General features: G+C 35.4%; 17 protein-coding genes. 2 read left to right on the forward strand and 15 right to left on the reverse strand.

Features of this window, described 5'->3' with window-relative positions; genetic code table 11:
• Positions 1–361 precede the first annotated feature (361 nt).
• The 13 genes from FNJ88_RS11305 to FNJ88_RS11365 form a co-directional block, all read right to left on the reverse strand.
• Positions 362–1,213 carry a transketolase gene (locus FNJ88_RS11305; protein ID WP_143853223.1) on the reverse strand — a complete coding sequence of 284 codons (852 nt, stop codon included), beginning with the start codon at positions 1,211–1,213 and terminating at the stop codon, positions 362–364.
• Positions 1,214–1,318: 105 nt separating this feature from the next.
• Entirely contained in the window at positions 1,319–1,825 is a 507-nt protein-coding gene (locus tag FNJ88_RS11310) for a hypothetical protein (protein ID WP_143853224.1), read from the reverse strand.
• A 100-nt stretch (positions 1,826–1,925) separates the two neighbouring features.
• Positions 1,926–3,008, reverse strand: coding sequence for a type I restriction endonuclease (locus tag FNJ88_RS11315; protein WP_185145819.1), 1,083 nt, complete (start codon positions 3,006–3,008; stop codon positions 1,926–1,928).
• Between the two features lie 65 nt (positions 3,009–3,073).
• On the reverse strand, positions 3,074–4,510 hold the full coding sequence (locus tag FNJ88_RS11320; RefSeq protein WP_143853225.1) for a sodium:solute symporter: 1,437 nt from the start codon (positions 4,508–4,510) through the stop codon (positions 3,074–3,076).
• A gap of 338 nt (positions 4,511–4,848) precedes the next feature.
• Entirely contained in the window at positions 4,849–5,124 is a 276-nt protein-coding gene (locus FNJ88_RS11325; protein ID WP_143853226.1) for a GNAT family N-acetyltransferase, read from the reverse strand.
• Between the two features lie 30 nt (positions 5,125–5,154).
• Positions 5,155–6,663, reverse strand: a complete 1,509-nt coding sequence (locus tag FNJ88_RS11330; protein WP_143853227.1) for a catalase — start codon at positions 6,661–6,663, stop codon at positions 5,155–5,157.
• A 203-nt stretch (positions 6,664–6,866) separates the two neighbouring features.
• Positions 6,867–6,980, reverse strand: coding sequence for a pirin-like C-terminal cupin domain-containing protein (locus tag FNJ88_RS14575; protein ID WP_143853228.1), 114 nt, complete (start codon positions 6,978–6,980; stop codon positions 6,867–6,869).
• 211 nt (positions 6,981–7,191) lie between these two features.
• Complete coding sequence (locus tag FNJ88_RS11340; protein ID WP_185145820.1) at positions 7,192–8,589, reverse strand: MFS transporter; 1,398 nt, start codon at positions 8,587–8,589, stop codon at positions 7,192–7,194.
• A gap of 160 nt (positions 8,590–8,749) precedes the next feature.
• Positions 8,750–10,420: an asparagine synthase B gene (gene asnB, locus FNJ88_RS11345; RefSeq protein WP_143853230.1), complete on the reverse strand. Its 1,671-nt coding sequence runs from the start codon at positions 10,418–10,420 to the stop codon at positions 8,750–8,752.
• Between the two features lie 234 nt (positions 10,421–10,654).
• Positions 10,655–12,247 (reverse strand): GMC family oxidoreductase N-terminal domain-containing protein, encoded by a 1,593-nt coding sequence (locus FNJ88_RS11350; RefSeq protein ID WP_143853231.1) that lies wholly within the window; start codon positions 12,245–12,247, stop codon positions 10,655–10,657.
• Between the two features lie 274 nt (positions 12,248–12,521).
• On the reverse strand, positions 12,522–12,941 hold the full coding sequence (locus FNJ88_RS11355) for a hypothetical protein (protein ID WP_143853232.1): 420 nt from the start codon (positions 12,939–12,941) through the stop codon (positions 12,522–12,524).
• Positions 12,942–13,005: 64 nt separating this feature from the next.
• The gene (locus tag FNJ88_RS11360; RefSeq protein ID WP_143853233.1) at positions 13,006–14,670 is read right to left on the reverse strand and encodes a GLPGLI family protein; all 1,665 of its coding nucleotides are present in this window, start codon (positions 14,668–14,670) and stop codon (positions 13,006–13,008) included.
• 113 nt (positions 14,671–14,783) lie between these two features.
• Positions 14,784–15,989 carry an RsmB/NOP family class I SAM-dependent RNA methyltransferase gene (locus tag FNJ88_RS11365; RefSeq protein WP_143853234.1) on the reverse strand — a complete coding sequence of 402 codons (1,206 nt, stop codon included), beginning with the start codon at positions 15,987–15,989 and terminating at the stop codon, positions 14,784–14,786.
• A gap of 466 nt (positions 15,990–16,455) precedes the next feature.
• On the opposite strand from FNJ88_RS11365, the gene FNJ88_RS11370 reads away from it, so the two are divergent.
• Positions 16,456–16,788 carry a zinc ribbon domain-containing protein YjdM gene (locus FNJ88_RS11370; RefSeq protein ID WP_143853235.1) on the forward strand — a complete coding sequence of 111 codons (333 nt, stop codon included), beginning with the start codon at positions 16,456–16,458 and terminating at the stop codon, positions 16,786–16,788.
• A 126-nt stretch (positions 16,789–16,914) separates the two neighbouring features.
• On the opposite strand, the gene FNJ88_RS11375 is transcribed toward FNJ88_RS11370, so the two are convergent.
• Entirely contained in the window at positions 16,915–17,847 is a 933-nt protein-coding gene (locus FNJ88_RS11375) for an ABC transporter ATP-binding protein (protein ID WP_143853236.1), read from the reverse strand.
• A gap of 81 nt (positions 17,848–17,928) precedes the next feature.
• Between FNJ88_RS11375 and FNJ88_RS11380 the strand changes: the two genes are divergently transcribed.
• The gene (locus FNJ88_RS11380; protein ID WP_185145821.1) at positions 17,929–18,588 is read left to right on the forward strand and encodes a YceI family protein; all 660 of its coding nucleotides are present in this window, start codon (positions 17,929–17,931) and stop codon (positions 18,586–18,588) included.
• A 169-nt stretch (positions 18,589–18,757) separates the two neighbouring features.
• Here FNJ88_RS11380 and msrA read toward each other — a convergent pair whose 3' ends face one another.
• Positions 18,758–19,417, reverse strand: coding sequence for a peptide-methionine (S)-S-oxide reductase MsrA (msrA, locus tag FNJ88_RS11385; RefSeq protein WP_143853237.1), 660 nt, complete (start codon positions 19,415–19,417; stop codon positions 18,758–18,760).
• Between the last annotated feature and the right edge of the window lie 54 nt (positions 19,418–19,471).

The following is a 19,471-nucleotide window of genomic DNA, read 5'->3' on the forward strand; positions in this document are numbered from 1 at the left end:
TCATTGAACCTTGCGGTTTCATGACTTTTTTTGATGTTTTTATTTCTCGATTTTGTTCGAATTTTAATAGGTATTCCGTATTTTAAATGATAAAAATTTTAACGAAAAGGACGCAAAGTTTTTTTATAAATATGCTTTTAATTATGTTCGCAAAGGCGTTTGACTTCGTTGAATCTTCGATTTTATTTAGCAAGGTTCGCAAAGAATTTTAGTTATTGCGAATCATGGTAATTACTTTTTAATAGCGAGTGTTCTAATTATAAATAACCTGCAGCCCGGCCTGAGTGGAGCTCTTTTTTGTTTTTTGAATAAAAAATAAAAAAAGCGGGAACGGAGGACGGAATTGTCTGCCCAAATTATTTTAGTAATCAGCCGGAGCTTCTAAATATAATTGTTTGAATGCCGTATCCAACTGCTCATCACTCGGTGCTTTTCCATGCCATGCATGTGTTCCGGTCATAAAATCAACGCCATAACCCATTTCTGTATGCAGTAGTATACATACGGGTTTTCCTTTTCCTGTTTCGGCTTTTGCTCTTTCTAAAATTGCAATAACCGCTTCTAAATCGTTACCATTTTTTTCATTCAGAACGATCCACCCGAAAGCTTCCATTTTTGCATGTAAATCGCCTAAGTCTAATACATCGTCGGTGTCACCATCAATCTGACGGCCGTTATAGTCAATGGTTGCAATTAGATTGTCTACTTTTTTAGCAGAGGCATACATAAATGCTTCCCAGTTTTGACCTTCCTGCAATTCGCCATCGCCCTGTAAAGTGTAAATTAGACTGTCATCACCATCTAATTTTTTGCCTAAAGCTGCTCCAATCGCAACTGACAAACCTTGACCTAAAGAACCTGATGCAATTCTAATTCCGGGAAGGTGATCGTGCGTTGTTGGATGTCCCTGCAATCTTGTTCCCAATTTTCGGAAAGTTCCCAATTCTGCAACCGGGAAAAAATCGAATCTTGCCAAAGTAGAGTAGTACACTGGTGAAATGTGTCCGTTGGAAAGAAAGAAAAGATCCTCATTTTTTCCTTCCATAGTGAAAGGGAATTTGTAATTCATTACTTTACCATAGAGTGCAGTAAAATATTCGGTACAACCTAAACTCCCGCCCGGGTGGCCAGAATTTACTGCGTGCACCATTCTTAAAATGTCTCTTCTAATCTGTGTCGTAAGAGATTTCAGCTCTTCAGTAGATTTACTCATTATTTGTTGATTTATTTGCTCGCAAATTTACAAATTTTAGATGGGTTGGGGAAATGAAAAATCCGAGTTTCTGGCTCGGATTTATTTGTACGAAAATTTGACGATTTAGCAACCTTCGTTGATGTAAATGGTTACTTCTGCCACCACATTATTAACGATTCTGAAGGTAAGCTCTGTCCCGGCGTCATGGTCACTCAGCGTGAAATAACTGGTTGTTTTTTCATCTTCTGCCCAAGATTGATTCATAGAAAAGTTTCTGTAGTTGTTGTATGCAGTCAATAATTCATCTTTGGTGCTGCCAACTCCCATTCCACTTTTGGTTCTGAATTTTTTACTTTTTGTCCCTAAATATTGTATTGCTTCCACTTCAGTTTCCGCTTCACTTATGTAAGTAGTTTGACCTGCCAGCTCTATTATTTCGCCATAATAATCCACTTTAGATTTATTTTCATAATCAGTGAATTTTGGAAATTGTTTTTGTGCTAATTTCTGTGCTTCCGTTTTTTTCATGAATATTTTGTATTCCCCAATTCTGAGTGTAGATAATTCAAAATTTTGAGCAGACAAGGAAAAGGCCAATAATGTTAAAAATAAAGTAGTTAATTTTTTCATGCTGTAAATGAGTTTTTGGTTGTTTTTTTACGGGTGCTAAAATAGTGATTTACGGTCAGATTTGGACATAAAAATCCGAGTTGTGAACTCGGATAATTTTTTAATAATTTTCAAAAGTTTTATGTAATTGCTCCCTATAATTATAAATATCATCAAGCGAAGCCAGAACTAATTTCTCTCCTGAATCTTTACCATTATGAAATAATTCAATGTATTTATTGGAAGAATTAAAATGTAATCTTGCCAAGGGCTTTCTGTTATTATCATCTAATAAAATTCCGAAATAGGATTGTGTATCTCTAAATGCAATTCTTTCAGTTGCAATCTTCTCCCGCAAAATTGCTTTGACAATTTGAAAACCTTCAAGTTCTTCCTCCGTTGTTATAAATTTAGGAATTTCAACATTTGAATCGATCGGAGCTTCTACTTCAGTGGTTTTATCTTTTGTGATATTTTCATTAATATTTAACGCTGACTTTAATCTTAAACTAATAGAATCATTTATTGAATTACTTACTGATTTTTTAGTGTACTCTCTGAAAGTTACCATGCGCGAAGCCGTCAAAGGTTTGTCAAAAAATTTATTAACAAGCAATTTTACAAATTCGTCCGATGGATTTGTAACTTCCTTATCAAATTCTTTTCTAATCGCTTTAATATATTTTAGAGCTTCTGCAGAATCCAATATACTTTCTAAATTATAATCGGTTTTAGTGAAATTTCCTAAAATTTTAATTGAAGAGTCCTTGATGTCATTTAAATCTAAAGTAAAAAATGGTTTATCATCCATTATGTTAGGTTTCTCTAAATCTGTATAAAAATTATAAACATGACCATTTGTAAGTACTCCGAATCTTGCTTTCGCAAGGTGATAATATCGGTGAAGTTGAGAATTATGGGCATCCACATTTTCCTTCCAGTTTTTACATTCTATAATTAAAACAGGTTCATCGTTGTTTTTAATCACATAGTCAACTTTTTCTCCTTTTTTAGTTCCAATGTCGCAAATGAATTCAGGAATCACTTCAGTTGGATTAAAAATATCATATCCCAATATCTGTATAAAAGGTAGGACGAAAGCATTTTTAGTTGCTTCTTCAGTATTAATTTGATCTTTTAATGAATCAACTCTTTGATGTAATTGTTGCAGTTTAATTTTTAAATCAATCATCTCGCTTTTCATGTTTTCAGTTTAAAACAAATATAGTTCAAAATCTTGGTATTACCCATCTTAGTTAATTTACCAGCTTATTTTTTCCGAATCAACCATAAACCAAAGAACGTGATCAATCCATTGATGATCAACAACTCCAAGCCAATTTTAAAATCACCGAAGAAATTCTCTTGGTATTTGTCTATTAAAAATGAAATCGTTGGTGCCGCAATACAAATGTATGGAACCCATTTGTCCTTGACCTGAAACTTAGTGAAGATCCCGAAGGCAAACAATCCGAGAAGAGGGCCGTAAGTAAATGCTGCCATTTTCAGAATAAGACCAATCATTGAATTGTCATTGATCAGCTTAAAGATAATCACCATTACCAAAAAGGCAAACGCTACAATTAAGTGAACTCGTTTTCTGAATTTCTCCTGCTCTTTTTGCGAAATAGGTCTTTCTCTCAATCCAAAAACATCAATGCATAAAGAAGAAGTTAAAGCGGTCATCGCGCCATCTGCACTTGGGAAAAGCGCTGAAATTAAAGCAATGATAAAGATTATAGAAATAAAAGGAGGCATATGGTTCAATGCAATATCAGGGAATAGTTGATCACCGGAACTCACGACATGTTCCGTATTTCCGTAAAGATGAAGAAGTCCACCCATAAAGAGGAACAGGGAAATTACAATTACCAAAATAAAACCGAGCGTTACCATGTTTTTCTGCGAATCTTTTAACCTGGTCACCGATAGCGATTTCTGCATCATCTCCTGGTCGATACCTGTCATTGTGATGGTGATAAATGCACCTGCCAGAATTTGTTTAAAAAAGAAAGCTTTATTATTTACGTCGGTGTTGAATACTTCAGTATAACCTATTTTATTCATTTCCGAGATACTTTCCATAAATCCTAAATCGAGGTGGTTCATCATATAAACCGAACAAATAATCAAACCTAATAACATACAGGAAGTCTGTAATGTATCAGTCCAAACAATTGTTTTAACACCGCCTTCATAAGTATAGAGAATGATCATGACCAAAATAATGAGCGTGGTTACAATAAATGGAACGCCTAAACTATCAAGGATCGCCAATTGTAAAATATTGACTACTAAATATAATCTCGCTGTAGCACCTACTAATCGCGAAACGATGAAAATCCACGCACCCGATTTATAGGACAGTTGCCCCATTCTTTGCTGCAGATAACCGTAAATTGAAGTGAGTTTTAAGCGATAATAAAGGGGTAGAAGAACGTAAGCGATAACAATGTATCCGATTAGATATCCAATAGTAATCTGTAAATAATGGAATTTATCTGCCCCAACCGCACCCGGGACAGAAACAAAAGTCACTCCTGAAAGTGAGGTCCCAATCATCCCAAATGCTACAAGCATCCAGTTGCTTTTACGGTTTCCGATAAAAAAACTCTCGTTGTTACTTCCTTTTCCGGTTCGGTAGGCAACCCAAAGTAAAAGTGCAAAATATGCAATGATAATCAACAGCAACACGATCGGATTCATAGAATTTTGTTTTAAATTTTCACAAATATAGTTTTTTGTTATGATTTGGGACCGAAGTTGACTTTGCCGAATGGAAATTTATTAGTTTTTTTGAGCACTTGTTTCTGTATTGTACGTTCGCTTTCTATAAACCTGAAGTCTCAAAAAAACCTTTCAGTGTTTTACTGAAAGGTTTTAACTTTATAAAGTATCAGACGGAGTCTGTGGAAATATTTATAATAGATTTAAAATTCTATGATGTGACTCTGCGTGAGTTCACATTTGAAAGACTGCCAATATCCTATTTAAATTTAAATTATTATTTTCAGAATGAGGCTAAGGAATTTCCTGCTATTAAGTTATTCCACCAGAACGTCTTTAAATTCCGGCGTTCGCTCCATTGTTTTTTTTGCATAAGGGCAACTTGCAATGATTTTGTAATGATTGTCCTTTGCGTATTCAACTACAGCTTTCACCAATTCTTTTCCTAAGCCTTTTCCGCCAAATTCTTGATCTACTTCCGTATGGGTAATATCTAAAATACCATCTTTGTCGGTATTATATTCTATAACACCTGCTTTTTTTCCTTCGTAATAAAGTTCAAAGCTTTTATCTTTCTTTTTTACTTCTGTCATAATTTTGTCTTTTCAATTAAAATTCAAAAATTATTCCGTTTTTTTCGGTGCCCATTGATCATACGGACCCATATCAAAGTTATTCACGTCATCCATGCTTAAACCTAAAGCATTGGCAACACCTTGACCGTACTCAGGATCTGCTTGATAGCAGTTTCTAATGTGGCGAATCTGCACGAATTTTTCTGCACCGCCAACATTTGCGGCGGTGTTTTTAAATAATACATCAGCTTTGCCATCAGCTTTTATAATTCGGAAAAGGTCGCCTGGTTGGGTGAAATAATCGTCATCATCATCTCTGAAGTTGTACGCATAAGCAGCACCGGATAATTCTAATGGTGGTTCCTTGGCAGAAGGTTGCTCTTGCCATTGGCCATAACTGTTAGGTTCGTAATGTTTGGCGTCACCATAATTTCCATCTACACGCATTTGCCCATCGCGATGGAACGCATGATACGGACACCTCGGTTTATTTACAGGAATTTGATAATGATTTACGCCCAATCTGTACCGTTGTGCGTCGCCGTACGAAAATAATCTTCCCTGTAGCATTTTGTCTGGCGAGAAACCAATTCCGGGTACAATATTGGTAGGATTAAAAGCAGCTTGCTCCACATCTGCAAAATAATTCTCTGCATTTTTATTGAGTTCAAATTCACCAACTTCAATCAGAGGGTAATCTTTTTTAGACCAGACTTTGGTTAAATCGAAAGGATGAAAACGATAAGTTTTTGCTTCTTCTTCAGTCATGATTTGAATGAACATTTTCCATCTCGGGAAATTTCCTTTTTCGATATTATCGAACAAATCTCGTTGGGAAGATTCGCGATCCATTGCGATTAATTGCCCTGCTTCTTCATCGGTCAAGTTCTCGATTCCCTGTTGGGTTCTGAAGTGAAATTTCACCCAGTGACGACCATTATCTTTATTGATGAAACTGTAAGTATGACTTCCGAAACCGTGCATATGCCGATATCCATTTGGTAATCCACGGTCGCTCATTATGATGGTTACCTGATGCAGAGATTCTGGAAGCAAAGTCCAGAAATCCCAATTGCTTTGGGCACTTCGCATATTTGTTTTTGGATCACGCTTTACCGCATGATTTAAATCCGGAAATTTCATTGGATCACGGAAAAAAAATACAGGCGTATTGTTTCCAACCAAATCCCAAATTCCTTCATCAGTATAAAATTTCATTGCAAAACCACGAATGTCTCTTTCAGCATCTGCGGCACCTCTTTCTCCTGCAACCGTGGAAAAGCGTGCGAACATTTCAGTCTGCTTACCAATTTCGTTAAAAATATGAGCCTTCGTGTATTTAGAAATATCATGAGTTACTGTAAAAGTTCCGAAAGCACCAGAACCTTTTGCATGCATTCTTCTTTCTGGAATAACTTCCCTGTCGAAGTTTGCCATTTTTTCTAAAAACCAATAATCTTGCATTAGCAGCGGTCCTCTTGGTCCTGCGGTTTGCGTATTTTGATTATCCGGCACAGGAGCTCCTGTTTGTCTGGTGAGATTTTTCTTTTCTTCCATGATGTTCCTATTTTAATTTAATAAAGTTAGGAATTAAAATTGAGGATAATTATTTATTTCCCTAAATTGGTTATTTTATTTAAAGTATTGTAAATATTTTTATGAATTTTATAAATATTGTTGCTGTTATTGTAAAAAAAGGCCAAAATTTGACTGTTTTATTTTTTTTAAAGTGATCCATTTTAATCTTTCAAAAATCCACATTATCCATTGGTGTAATCATCAAATGCACGATGGATTTCTTCTTTGCTTTTTATTATAAAAAGACCATGCAGATCAATTGTTTCATTTAAAGGTTCGTTACTCCAATTAAACAATACTGTCTTTTATTGCTTTCAATGATCAAATTTTCTTCTGTTCTATCATGGTTAAGCGGTAACGACTAGAAATAAAATTACCTACTCTGAACCCATCGCTGACAAAATATGCGGGTTTTCGTGGAACAATGATTTCTACTTTTTTAACTGGTGTTTTTTTTGTAATAAAATTTTCATTGAGAAAGACTGTAATTCCGTCAATTACTTAAATTTAAACGATTGATTTCATGTTGTTTCCATCTTTATAATGAAGTCTTCTGAAAATAAAACCTGTAAATACGGTTAGGGAACCGACTAGGTAAAACGTGTATCTGAATGCTGAATGGGTGTTTCCATCACTTAATGAGATTTTACTTTGAAATAATTTTAACACGATTAATCCAATTGCAATACCAAATCCAACAGCAAGTTGTTGATTAACTGCTAGTAACGAATTTCCGCTACTCGTGTGGGCGTCTCTTAAATCTGCAATGGCGATGGTGTTCATAGCGGTGAACTGGATTGAGTTGAAAAAACCCAGAATTGCAATTATGGGAATAAACCAATAAATAGAGGTGTTTATGCCTGGAATCCCTAGACAAGCAATCAAAATTCCAATAATAAAAGTATTGGTCATCAAGGTTTTGCGATAGCCAAAATAATCGAGAATTTTGATAACGAAAGATTTGCCAAGCATGGCTGTTAATGCCATTGGGGCGACAATCCAACCTGAGATTACAGCACTTTCGCCGTAAGAAATCTGAATCATCAGCGGCAATAGAAGTGGAATAGAGCTTATCCCCAAACGAGTTGCTAAATTCCCCACGATACCAACTCTGAAAGTTCTCACCTTAAATAAATTCAAAGGAAAAATTGGATTTTTTACCTTTTGAGCGTGCTTATAGTAGTAGTAAACCATTAAAAATCCTAAGATAAAAATCGATAAAACTATTGTTGTATGAGGAGTATTTCCAAATAACTCCAGAGATATGGAAAGAAGCAGAGAGGCAGAAGCGAATATTAAAAATCCTTTCAAATCGAACTTAATTTTCGATGATCGATAATCCGGCATATATTTTAAGCTTAATATAATCCCAAGAATACCGAAAGGAATATTGATTAAGAAGATCCAGTGCCAGGATAAATAGTCCACCATATATCCACCCACCAGAGGTCCCAGAATTGGACCAATTAGCGCTGGAATAATAGCGAAATTCATTGCCTTTACCAATTCATTCTTTTCGAAGGTTTTTATGAGAGCTAATCTTCCGACCGGGGTCATCAAGCTTCCCCCGAGTCCCTGAATAACCCTTGAAATTACAAGTTGGTTTAAATCTTGTGACATGGCGCAAAAGACAGAGCCAAGAATAAAAATGACAAGGGAAAGCATGAATATTTTTCGGGTTCCAAATTTATCCGCTAAAAAGCCACTTACGGGCATAAAAAGAGCTAATGTTAAAACATAACTGATAATTGCATTCTGCATATTTAAAGGGGACTCGTTTAAATCTTTTGCGATGGAAGGCAAAGAAGTATTTAGAATCGTAGAATCCAACATCTGCATAAATATAGAAGTTGCCAGAATCAGAGGCAGGTATTTTTTAACAGATGGAGAAGCGGTTATTGGCATTCTGTAAATTTAGTCTAAACCACAGCAAAGGTATTGCCATCATCAAGTTATAATCTGGAAACCTATCATTGATAAAACCTTAAACGAAAAAATTCTGCGAAAATGAATCGCAGAATTTTGAAATTTCTAGATGAGGTCTTTTTTTATAAATTGTTCATTCCTAGTAAGAATCTTCGTGAACAGAAAGTACTGCTCTCCCGCTTGGATCGTTAGCGTTTTTGAAAGCTTCATCCCATTCCAGCGCGATTGGTGTAGAACACGCTACTGAAGGCACAGATGGAACCGTTGCGGCTGCTGTTTCGCTTGGGAAATGTTCTTCGAAAATCGTACGGTATCGATATTCTTCTTTGTTTTGTGGGGTATTCAGAGGGAAGCGGAATTTTGAATTTGTCATCATTTCGTCGGTTACCTCATTTGCTGCAACTTCTTTCAATGAATCGATCCAGGAATAACCAACACCGTCCGAAAACTGTTCTTTTTGTCGCCACGTAATACTTTCCGGCATTAAATCTTCAAAAGCTTTTCTCAAAACCCACTTTTCAATTCGTGGTTCGTGGGCTCCGACCATTTTATCTTTGGGATTAATCCGCATTGCTACGTCCATAAACTCTTTGTCCAAAAATGGAACCCGCCCTTCAATTCCCCAACTCATTAGTGATTTGTTGGCTCGTAAACAATCGTAAAGATGAAGTTTGTTCAATTTTCTAACGTTCTCTTCATGGAATTCCTTCGCATTTGGAGCTTTATGAAAATACAAATAACCACCGAATATTTCATCACTTCCTTCACCAGAAAGAACCATTTTAATTCCCATTGATTTAATGACTCTTGCTAATAAATACATTGGCGTAGAAGCACGGATGGTGGTTACATCGTATGTTTCCAGATGGTAGATCACATCTCTAACTGCATCTAAGCCTTCCTGAACGCTAAAATGCACTTCATGATGAATGGAACCGATATGTTCTGCTGCTTTTTGGGCTGCAATTAGATCTGGACTTCCTTCTAAACCAATCGCAAAACTGTGCAAACGTGGATACCATGCTTCTTGAGTATCGCCGCTTTCAATTCTGTTTCGGGAATATTTTGCTGTTATTGCCGAGATGATGGAAGAATCTAAACCTCCAGAAAGCAAAACACCGTACGGAACATCACTCATTAACTGTCGATGAACTGCATCTTCCAAAGCTTTTCTGAGTGCAGCCAAATCGGTTGGGTTTTCTTTTACGTTTTCGAAATCTTCCCAGTCCCTTGTATACCATTGCTGCATTTCATATCCATCACCGCTGAATAATAAGTGTCCGGGTAGAAAGGTTTCTATAGTTTTGCAAACACCTTCCAGAGCTTTTAATTCAGAAGCGACGAAATAGCTTCCATATTTATCCCAACCTTGGTACAATGGACAGATTCCCATATGATCACGCGCAATTAAATAGAGGTCATTTCCGATATCATATAAAGCGAAGGCAAAAATTCCATTCAGTTTATCAATAAAATCCTTTCCGTATTTTTGAAATAAAGGAATGATAACCTCACAATCAGATTCAGTCTGGAATTCATATTCGGGAAACTCCGCTCTTAATTCCTTGTGATTGTAGATTTCACCGTTAACAGCTAAAACAATCTTTTTATCTTTTGAAAATAGCGGTTGTTTTCCAGACGTCGGGTCAACAATTGCCAGGCGTTCATGAGAAAAAATAACCTTTTCATTTTGGAAGATGCCGCTCCAATCCGGACCACGATGACGAATCTTTTTGGACATCTCTAAAATTTGAGGTCTTAGTGTTTCTGTTTTCTGTTTAGCATCAAATAAGCATACAATCCCACACATGATTTTATATTTTTAAAGTTCTTTATATTAATTGATTAAAATTCTACCACAAACATATTATAAATGTTTACGAATAGAAAGTAAAAAATTTGATTTAAGAATATTTTTCATTAATTAAATTTAAGTAAGGAAAAATTTAAGTTGAAACTATGTTTTAGGTGTTTTTTGTGGAAAATATTTAGGAATGAGAATTTCACTTTTCGTATGATCATTTTTGGGATTATAAAATTGAAGCTATGTAAAATCCTTTTCGATAATATTTTCCATACAATATTCTGCTAAAGCAGTAATGGTTACAAAAGGATTCACCCCAATCGTTCCAGGAATTAGAGAGCCGTCGATCACGTAGCAATTTTGGTGTCCGTTCAGCCGGCCGAACTGATCTGTTGCTTTTCCTAAAACAATTCCACCCAGCGGATGATAACAAACATCTGCGCCAAAACCATTGTGAAATAACAAATGTGCACGCGTCCCGCCATTGGCTTTGTTCATTTTTCTGAGGAAATATTTCGCATTATCTTTCATATGCAAGGTATGGGATTGATCCCAGTTCAATTGTAATTTTTGGGATTTAGGATTATAGGAGACTGATCCGTATTTCTTCAGTTTGTTTACAATTAAATAGAGTGAAGTTGCTACATTAAGACCCATAGGCAAAGGCGCAATCTCCACAAAAAACGGATGTTCTTTATCTTCCCAATGATCAATTCCACCCACGGGAATCGTCGATTGCTTAAATCCAGTTCCGCCTGAAAAAGCTTTTACCCAGTTTCGGCCCGTCATAAAGTTTCCGTTATTTCCCCATTCTTTACCGATGTTTTCATCAATTGGAAATTGTTTAACTGCTTTTGACTTTAATAATAATTCCAAAGAACCCATCGTGCCAGCAGCAAGGATTAATTTTTTGCATTTAATAATTTTATGCTGAATTGTTTCTCCTTTCGTATTGATTACAGAAATATCGATCGTATAACTTTGATCTTCGTTTTGAGTAAGATGATTAACCCGATGCAACTCGAGAATTTCTAATTTGCCAGTAGCTTTTGCTTTTTTCAAATAGGTTTTATCGAGTGAATTTTTACCGTAATTATTCCCATAGATAACTTCTCCAGCCAAAGCAGAACGGGGAACTTCTTCTTTATATTCTTTTTCCATGTACTTAAAATCGTACACGTTTGGAACCCGAACGGTTTTGAAACCAGCTTTATGAGCTTCTTCCTCACCAACACGATTAAATTTGTAGAAATCACAATCTTCCAGAAATTCTTCTGAGATCACGTTTGTTTTCAGCTCTTTGTTAGCTAATGGAAAATAATGGCTGTAGAACTTCTCCGCATCTAAATTGGGAAATATTTCCTTAAAATATTCTTTTTTTGGGGTTACTGCCATTCCTCCGTTCACCAAAGATCCACCGCCAACGCCTCTTCCGAGCCAAATTTTAATATGTTCGTAATCAAGACGGTCAAGTACACCAGTAAATTTATCTAAAGAAAATATATTAAAAAATGGTGCGATACTTTTTGTTTTCAGCCAAGCTGCAGAATGACCAGGATGAGCCATTGGAGAGAATTTTTCCCCAGATTTCTCCCAATCCATACCCATTTCTAGAATAGTAACTGGAATATTATTCTCACAAAGTCGCAAGGCTGCAACCGAACCGCCATAACCCGAACCGATGATGACGACTTCTTTGTCAATGATTCCTGTGGGTTTCAACGGTTGGATTTCTAATGGATTTTCAGCTTTCCCAAACAAATCGCCTGATCCTAAAAAGAAAAAGGCAGCGATTCCTAAACTACTGGTTTGAATAAATTCTTTGCGATTCATTATTACCACTAAACAATAACCATACTACAATACTGATCATAACCGGATAATACTATGCAACACCCGTTATTATTAATAAAATGTGTTGAACTATAATATCTAAAATTCTTGATATTAAAAAGCTCAAGATTCAATATTGAAAAAACGAAAGATAAATGAAATTTCATAGAGAATAAAAGCGCCAACCATCACGTAATGAAACTTTTTATTTTTAATAAAAAGCGCCAGAAAACAAAGCGCTGCATGAACGAAAATTCGTGGATAGTATTCTGGTTCACTCATTAAAAAGTAGCTGTTCCCTTTTAAAAAAGTATCGATAATATCCGCTAAAAAACACAAACCAAGAATAGAAAAAAAACCAGTTTTTCCTTGATAAGAAATAATCTTCATAGCCGCTGTAATCCTTTAAATCATCGGGATATAGAATTGCACAAAGCAAATAGTAAAGAAGAATGTACGTAATTATAAAAATGTAATCTGCAAAATTCCATTCTGTAATTAATTTTAAATTGAATTCCCACCACCAAAAATGAATGATCAATAGAAAAATATAAGCGACCCATAGAAAATGTAGAAGTGAAAATTTCTTTCTGCCAGGATGCTGTATAAAGTTTACAGAACCTTTGATGAGGTGCGTAAGACTCAAGCCCAGAATTATGGCGATGATCGACTTTATATGAACGTATTCTTCCATAAAATAATATTACGAAAAATTTTATTAAGAAAATCCTGCTAAAATTAAAAAAGTACAGTTCATTTTATTGGTCGCCCAAAAGAACGCCCGAAACATTCCAGGAACTGAAGCTGTTTCCTTCTTTTTCACCTTGAGGAATGAGGACTTGGATTTGATGATTGCCAGCTTTTAGATCGCCTAAAGAAATATAATTCGGATTGGTCGTAGTGCCGGGACACCAGTTACTTCGACTGTAATCGGAGGATGAAAGTCCATTGCTAAAGTTGCCGGAAGCTGGATTGTACAACCGATAACTACCACAATCAGTGCGCCACGGAATAAATGAAAAGATCTCTTTTCCGTCTACATTGATTTTATTTTCTTTCGGCAAAAACTCGTCACCATTTTCCCACCCGCCATGTCCCGTCGTGATATAACGGAGTTTTACGTTTTTTAAATCTTTTGTCAGCGTGAAGTTGGTGATCAACCCTTTTGGCGAATCGAACATGGTAGCGTAGTCCTGACCGTCCATTTCCATGATATTCAAAGTATTGAAAAGCGGAATTACCGTGTTATTTTTGAAAACATCTAATCCATCTTTGTGTACAGTGACTTCTAAAGATATTTTATGACCGTTCTTATCGTAGTTACCGATGAATACGCCGGTCCAAAATTCTTTGCCGCTCAGAATCTCTTTTAAATCCGAAATATCCTGTCGGTATTGAACTTTGTCGTGCCAGTTTTTATCTTTCAATTTCAGATGATTAAACTGCTGAATTCCAAATGGTGTAAAAAATCGCATCAGTTCCAAAGCGGGTTCGTAAGCTTCGGTTGTGATGACTCCTTGATAGGTTTTGCCATTTCCATTGTCGAAAGTGGGAACTGTTTTTGTGCCGTTTTGCAAGGCGTCGAAAAAACTTTTTTCTTTGTTTTGTGGAATGATGAAAACGGTTCCTGTTCGGTCGTAAGCATCGCCGGCAGATTGCTCGGTCAGTTCAACGAAGACATTACTGTTCGATTCGATTTTGGGATATTTTACTTTTTTTAGAATAATAGTTCCTTTCGCAAAACGCAGGATCTTCTCATCAGACTTTAAATAATTGGTAAAATTAATGGTCTCATTTTCAAAAATTGGAATGGTTGTAAATCGGCTTTTCCAAAGTAAATCTTTATAAGATAATTCGTCTGTCGCTGTGATTTTCTTTTTGGCGAAGATATTTTCGACGCTGAAGTTTTTCACCTCAGAAATCTCTGTTGCTTTGGTAGTGCTATTTCCGTTTCGTGTAATTTCTAAAACCAATCCTAAGTCTTGGCCTAAAATCGTTGGACTCCCTTTAACCTTTAAATCGTTGGTGTACCAAATCTCCATGGTATTGGAGTTGATAGAAGTAACTGCTTTTTTACAGTTATAACCTAATATTTTCTTGGTATCACTTTTAAGTTCAAATTTCTGTTTTGCTAAAATTTCATTATTTTGATATTCTGAAACTTGATTGTTTTGCAAAAAAGCATATTGAATAACGGTATTATCAGCTCTGCTGATTTTCTGAATTTCAAAGGGAATTTCTTTAGCACTTTTTGCAATTTTATCACTAACAATAAATGTCTGTTGATCGTTGGTGAAAATAATGGTTGGATCTTGATTCTTATTTTCTTTTCCTTCAAAAAAGGTATTGTAGATGATTTTATAATTTTGCGCAAAACTGATTTGACTAAGAGCCAAAAGGATCACCAGAAATAATTTTTTCATCGAAGAGATTTTAAATAAGATTAATAAGTTATCAAATTTAGCATTATTAACAGTTTTAAAAAAAATGAAATTAGGTCATAAAAAAAGCACAAAAATTTTGCTCTTTCAATGTTTTATGCGATTCTTTCAATCAGCGCCATGTAGAATCCGTCATAGCCTTCGCTCGGCATCATTTTTTGCTCTTTGATTAATTTGTAACCCTCATTATTTTTCAAAAAGAGTTCCACTTGCTCATTATTTTCGCTTGGTAAGATGGAACAGGTTGCGTATATCATTTTGCCCCCTTTCTTCAGAATTTTTGCATAATCCTGTAAAATCTGTTGTTGTTCTTTTCTAATTCGGTCAATGAAATCCTGGTCAATTTTCCATTTAGAATCAGGATTTCTTTTCAGAACTCCTAAACCTGAACATGGAGAATCAATCAACAAACGATCTGCAGTGCCGTGTAATCTTTTGATCACTTTATTATCATCGATATATCGTGTTTCAATATTGTGAGCACCAGCTCTTTTAGCACGACGTTTCAGTTCTGCTAATTTCCATTCGTAAATATCAAGAGCTATGATTTGTCCTTTGTTCTTCATCATAGCAGCCAAATGAAGGGTTTTCCCACCTGCTCCCGCGCAAACATCAACCACACGCATTCCTTCTTTTACATCCAGAAGTTCACCAATTTTTTGAGAAGAAGCATCCTGAACTTCAAACAGTCCATCTTTAAACGCGGAGGTGATAAATACATTTTTTTTCTCTTCTAACTGTATGGCATCAGGATAGTTAGCTAATAAGAAACTTTCCACATTCTCGTCTCTCAAATCAGAAATCAACTCTTTAGGAGTTGTTTTTAGACTGTTAACACGAAGAATCGTTGGCGCTTGCTCATTCAGGGCATACATTTCGCACTCCCAACTTGGTCCCAGTTCTCTTTCTAAAGTCTCGGCTAACCATTCTGGGATTGAATATTCAATCGCTTTTGTTGGAACCGTATTTTTCTTTAATTTGTTGATAATATCGGCAGATTTTACCCCGTCGAATTCTTCAAATTTTTTGTAATGTGTTTTCGTCCAAAGACAATAAGCTAGAATTAACTTGTAAATATTGCTCGGTTTCACGCCTTCGCCCATATAATATTCAAGACGCTTTTTCCATCGAATGATGTCATAAAAGATCTGTGCAACTACTTTTCGGTCTTCGCTGCCCCATTGTTTATGACCTTTCAGAAGTCTTTCGATAACTTTATCAGCATATTTTCGGTCTTCGAAAAAAGTTTCTTGTAATGCATCGTGAATCCCGATGAGTAAGTTTCTGTGTATGAGTTCCATTTAGGATGTTTTAAATTAAATTCGGCCTCGAACCTTCGGGCTGTAATTTTTGCAAAAATAAGGTTTTTAAACCGAATAATACTTTTCGTTTTTTGAGCGCCCCAATTCATCTTCAATTGCTTCTTTTTTTTTCTCCAATGATTACAAAAAGAGATTGCATGAAGCCAGTGCCCCAATCATGTATTTGTACAATAGAAGTATCAGAGGGGATATAAATAATATTTTTGGAGTGATGTAAATCTTTTGATGATCAAGATTGTTAGCGTTCCAAAAGCCTAACAGATTTGAAATAGGGATCATATCTCTTCTCTGCCAATTAAACCTCCGTATCGAACGTACGAAATGTGTAAAATATCAGGTTGGGAAGAAAAGTTTGCAATCTTTGTTTATAAAATTTTAATTTTTCATGATTCCTTTCATCTTGTTATCTCTTTAGAATAATAATATCTTTGTGAAAATTAAAATTATGAGTGATACAATAGTTTGTCCGAAATGTCAGTCAGAATTCACTTACGAGCAAGACGGCAAAATGGTTTGTTCCCAATGTTTCCATGAATGGATTCCTGGTGAAACTGCAGACGAAGATAAAATTCTTGATGCCCACGGACACGAATTGCAAAATGGAGATTCTGTTGTCGTTATCAAAGATCTTCCCGTAAAAGGTGCACCAAAACCAGTGAAATCAGGTACTAAAGTGAAAAATATTCGTCTTCGCCCAGGTTCTGATCATAATATCGACTGCAAAATTGATGGATTTGGATCAATGGCCCTGAAATCAGAGTTTGTGAAAAAAGCGTAGATAAAGTAAAAATTGAAACAGATTGCTGTTTGAGAGGTTTTTATTCTATCAATATTTAGATGATATAAAGAGTCAGAGAAGCATGCGGGATTTCTAATTTAGAAATTTGAATTGCTTCTCTTTTATTTATAAATTAATTTCAATAGATCCTCCGATTTTTTCTGGTGTATACATAATTAAAATCTTCTCATCCAAAGAAATTTTATTCCAATAATGACTTCCTGCGAAACGGCTTTCTAAAACTTCTGCTTTTCTCCCACGATCCGTTATTTTAATTTCGTGTGGATAGTGAAATTTTTTGGAAAGATTAAAATTAAATTGTTCTTTGTCAGTAAAGGTATTTACTTCACCAAAAAGTTCTGCAACATATTGATTGTAAGGGTTTCTGTAGGTTTCCTCGGCATTGTCATTTTGGATTAAACGACCTTCCTGCAATACAATGATCTGATCCAACCACGGCATCACTTCCTGAATTTCATGAGTGGAGATTATTAAAGAAATATTCTTCTCCCGAACGTATTTAAACAGGCGCTCCCGCAATTCAATTTTTCTTGAAAAGTCAAGGTTGCTAAAAGGTTCATCAAGTAATAGCAGTTTCGGCAGTACAGAAAGAGATCTGGCTATTGCAACGCGCTGTTGCTGGCCACCGCTTAAATATTTTGGCAAAGTATCTTTAAAATCCAGTAATCCTACTACTTCCAGTAATTCTTCAACCCTTTCTTTTTTCTCTTGTAGATTAATGTTAGAGATAAATTTCCCCACGTTATCTGAAACGGTCGAGTAGGGCATCAGATCGTAATTCTGAGCCACCAATTTCATATTATCTTCACCAGGAACTAAATTCTTGACAGGACCCAAAATAGGTTTGCCATCGAACATAATCTCACCTTTTTCCCAGTTTATCAATCCATATATTAAATTGAGAAGGGTAGATTTACCACAACCGCTTTCACCTGCCAAGGCGATGATTTTACCTTGATCAACTTTTAGATTAAAATTCTGAAAAAGTTGTTGATCAGCAGTGTGAGAGAAAAATAAGCGGTTGATTTCTAAAAGCATAATGCAAAAATAACATATTTGGCGATAATAAGTTTATTTTTGGTATTTTCGCAGGAACAATATAATTTTTAAGTACTTTTTATGATGAACACAATCAAAAAATCAGTCGTTTTAGGAGTATTTACTTCGATGATTCTAGTATCTTGTGGTAAAGATCAACCCGTTGCAACCGAAACTACTGAAGTTACAACCAATAATAATGGCGCAATTTATGAAATTGATACATTGAATAGCAGAATAGAATGGAAAGGATATAAAGTAGTGAAGTCTGACCAAACCAGTCATTTCGGTACCATCAAATTTGAAAGTGGTGATCTTACCGTTCATGAAGGGATGCTTGAAAGTGGAAAATTCGTAGTAGATATGAATTCTCTTACCTCCGTGGATTTAAAAGATGATGCAGAACAGTTAGCAAAACTAAATGGTCACTTGAAAAGTGGCGATTTCTTCGAAACTGAAAAATTTCCAACTGCTTCTTTTGAAATTACTAAAGTTTCAAAAAATGATTCCGGTGATTATAATACTTTGTTAGATGGTAATTTGACGATAAAAGGAATTACGAAACCAGTTCAGTTCAATGCGAATGTATCTGTAAAGGATGGTGAAGCAAGTATTGCTACAGAGCCCAAAGATATCAGCAGAGAAGCGTATAATGTAAAATTCCAAATGCCGCTAACGAATGGTGTAATTAAAGATGATGTAAGTCTTCAGATTTTAATTAAAGCCAACGAAAAGAAATAATTTGGTATTTCCTGTCAATTTATAAGTCCGTCTCATGATTATGAGACGGATTTTTTTTGGCTAAAATAATCTATGAATACCATAAAAAAGTATAACCAAGATTGATTAGCACTTGTAAAATATTTAAAAATATTTTCAAAAAAAGGTTGCCTTTCGACAACCTCTATTTTTATTTCTTCGCTGTAGGCAGCGGATTAGCATTTTTTGCTTCTTCAAAGACCGACAGTGGTACGTGGCAATAACCATTCGGATTATTGATTAAATAATCCTGGTGGTAATCTTCAGCTTTGTAGAAATTTTCCAAAGGAATCGTTTCTACAACAACCGGTTTAGTGTAGTTTTTAGCCAATTTCGCTACTTCTGCTTTTACAATTGCTTCCGTAGTGGCATCCGTAGAATAGATTCCGCTTCTGTAATTATCTCCGACATCGTTTCCTTGGCGGTCAATAGTTGTTGGATCAATCGATTTAAAATATAAACTAATCAACAACGGTAAATCAACTTCGTCAGCATCATATTTTACCTTTACTGCTTCTGCAAAACCTGTAGAATGACTGATGACCTGTTCGTAAGTTGGGTTTTCTATTTTTCCATTTGCGTATCCAACTTCAGTCGCAACAACGCCTCTTACGAGTTGGAATAAATGCTCTGTACCCCAAAAGCATCCGCCTGCGAAGTATATTTCTTTTATGTTTTTACCTTCCATATTAATTTCTTCTTGTTTATTTTCTACAACATTTTTCATTTTAGCTTTGCTACAGGAAAAACCTGTTGCAGCAAAGATACCAACTCCAAAGATCAATGCCAATAGGGTTAAAATATTTTTCATTTTTTTCTTATTTTTATTCATTGTTTTTTTATTTAATCGTGTTACAAATATTGA

This window comes from Chryseobacterium sp. SNU WT5, from assembly GCF_007362475.1.
GTDB lineage: Bacteria > Bacteroidota > Bacteroidia > Flavobacteriales > Weeksellaceae > Kaistella.

Bases quoted from the DNA above. Each gene is read 5' to 3' on its own strand.
- FNJ88_RS11380 (WP_185145821.1), top strand. From the start codon at position 17,929: ATGATGAACACAATCAAAAAATCAGTCGTTTTAGGAGTATTTACTTCG.
- FNJ88_RS11320 (WP_143853225.1), bottom strand. From the start codon at position 4,510: ATGAATCCGATCGTGTTGCTGTTGATTATCATTGCATATTTTGCACTT.
- FNJ88_RS11315 (WP_185145819.1), bottom strand. From the start codon at position 3,008: ATGAAAAGCGAGATGATTGATTTAAAAATTAAACTGCAACAATTACAT.
- FNJ88_RS11370 (WP_143853235.1), top strand. From the start codon at position 16,456: ATGAGTGATACAATAGTTTGTCCGAAATGTCAGTCAGAATTCACTTAC.
- asnB (WP_143853230.1), bottom strand. From the start codon at position 10,420: ATGTGTGGGATTGTATGCTTATTTGATGCTAAACAGAAAACAGAAACA.
- FNJ88_RS11355 (WP_143853232.1), bottom strand. From the start codon at position 12,941: ATGGAAGAATACGTTCATATAAAGTCGATCATCGCCATAATTCTGGGC.
- FNJ88_RS11375 (WP_143853236.1), bottom strand. From the start codon at position 17,847: ATGCTTTTAGAAATCAACCGCTTATTTTTCTCTCACACTGCTGATCAA.
- FNJ88_RS11360 (WP_143853233.1), bottom strand. From the start codon at position 14,670: ATGAAAAAATTATTTCTGGTGATCCTTTTGGCTCTTAGTCAAATCAGT.
- msrA (WP_143853237.1), bottom strand. From the start codon at position 19,417: ATGAAAAATATTTTAACCCTATTGGCATTGATCTTTGGAGTTGGTATC.
- FNJ88_RS11305 (WP_143853223.1), bottom strand. From the start codon at position 1,213: ATGAGTAAATCTACTGAAGAGCTGAAATCTCTTACGACACAGATTAGA.
- FNJ88_RS11325 (WP_143853226.1), bottom strand. From the start codon at position 5,124: ATGACAGAAGTAAAAAAGAAAGATAAAAGCTTTGAACTTTATTACGAA.
- FNJ88_RS11365 (WP_143853234.1), bottom strand. From the start codon at position 15,989: ATGGAACTCATACACAGAAACTTACTCATCGGGATTCACGATGCATTA.
- FNJ88_RS11350 (WP_143853231.1), bottom strand. From the start codon at position 12,247: ATGAATCGCAAAGAATTTATTCAAACCAGTAGTTTAGGAATCGCTGCC.
- FNJ88_RS11340 (WP_185145820.1), bottom strand. From the start codon at position 8,589: ATGCCAATAACCGCTTCTCCATCTGTTAAAAAATACCTGCCTCTGATT.
- FNJ88_RS11310 (WP_143853224.1), bottom strand. From the start codon at position 1,825: ATGAAAAAATTAACTACTTTATTTTTAACATTATTGGCCTTTTCCTTG.
- FNJ88_RS11330 (WP_143853227.1), bottom strand. From the start codon at position 6,663: ATGGAAGAAAAGAAAAATCTCACCAGACAAACAGGAGCTCCTGTGCCG.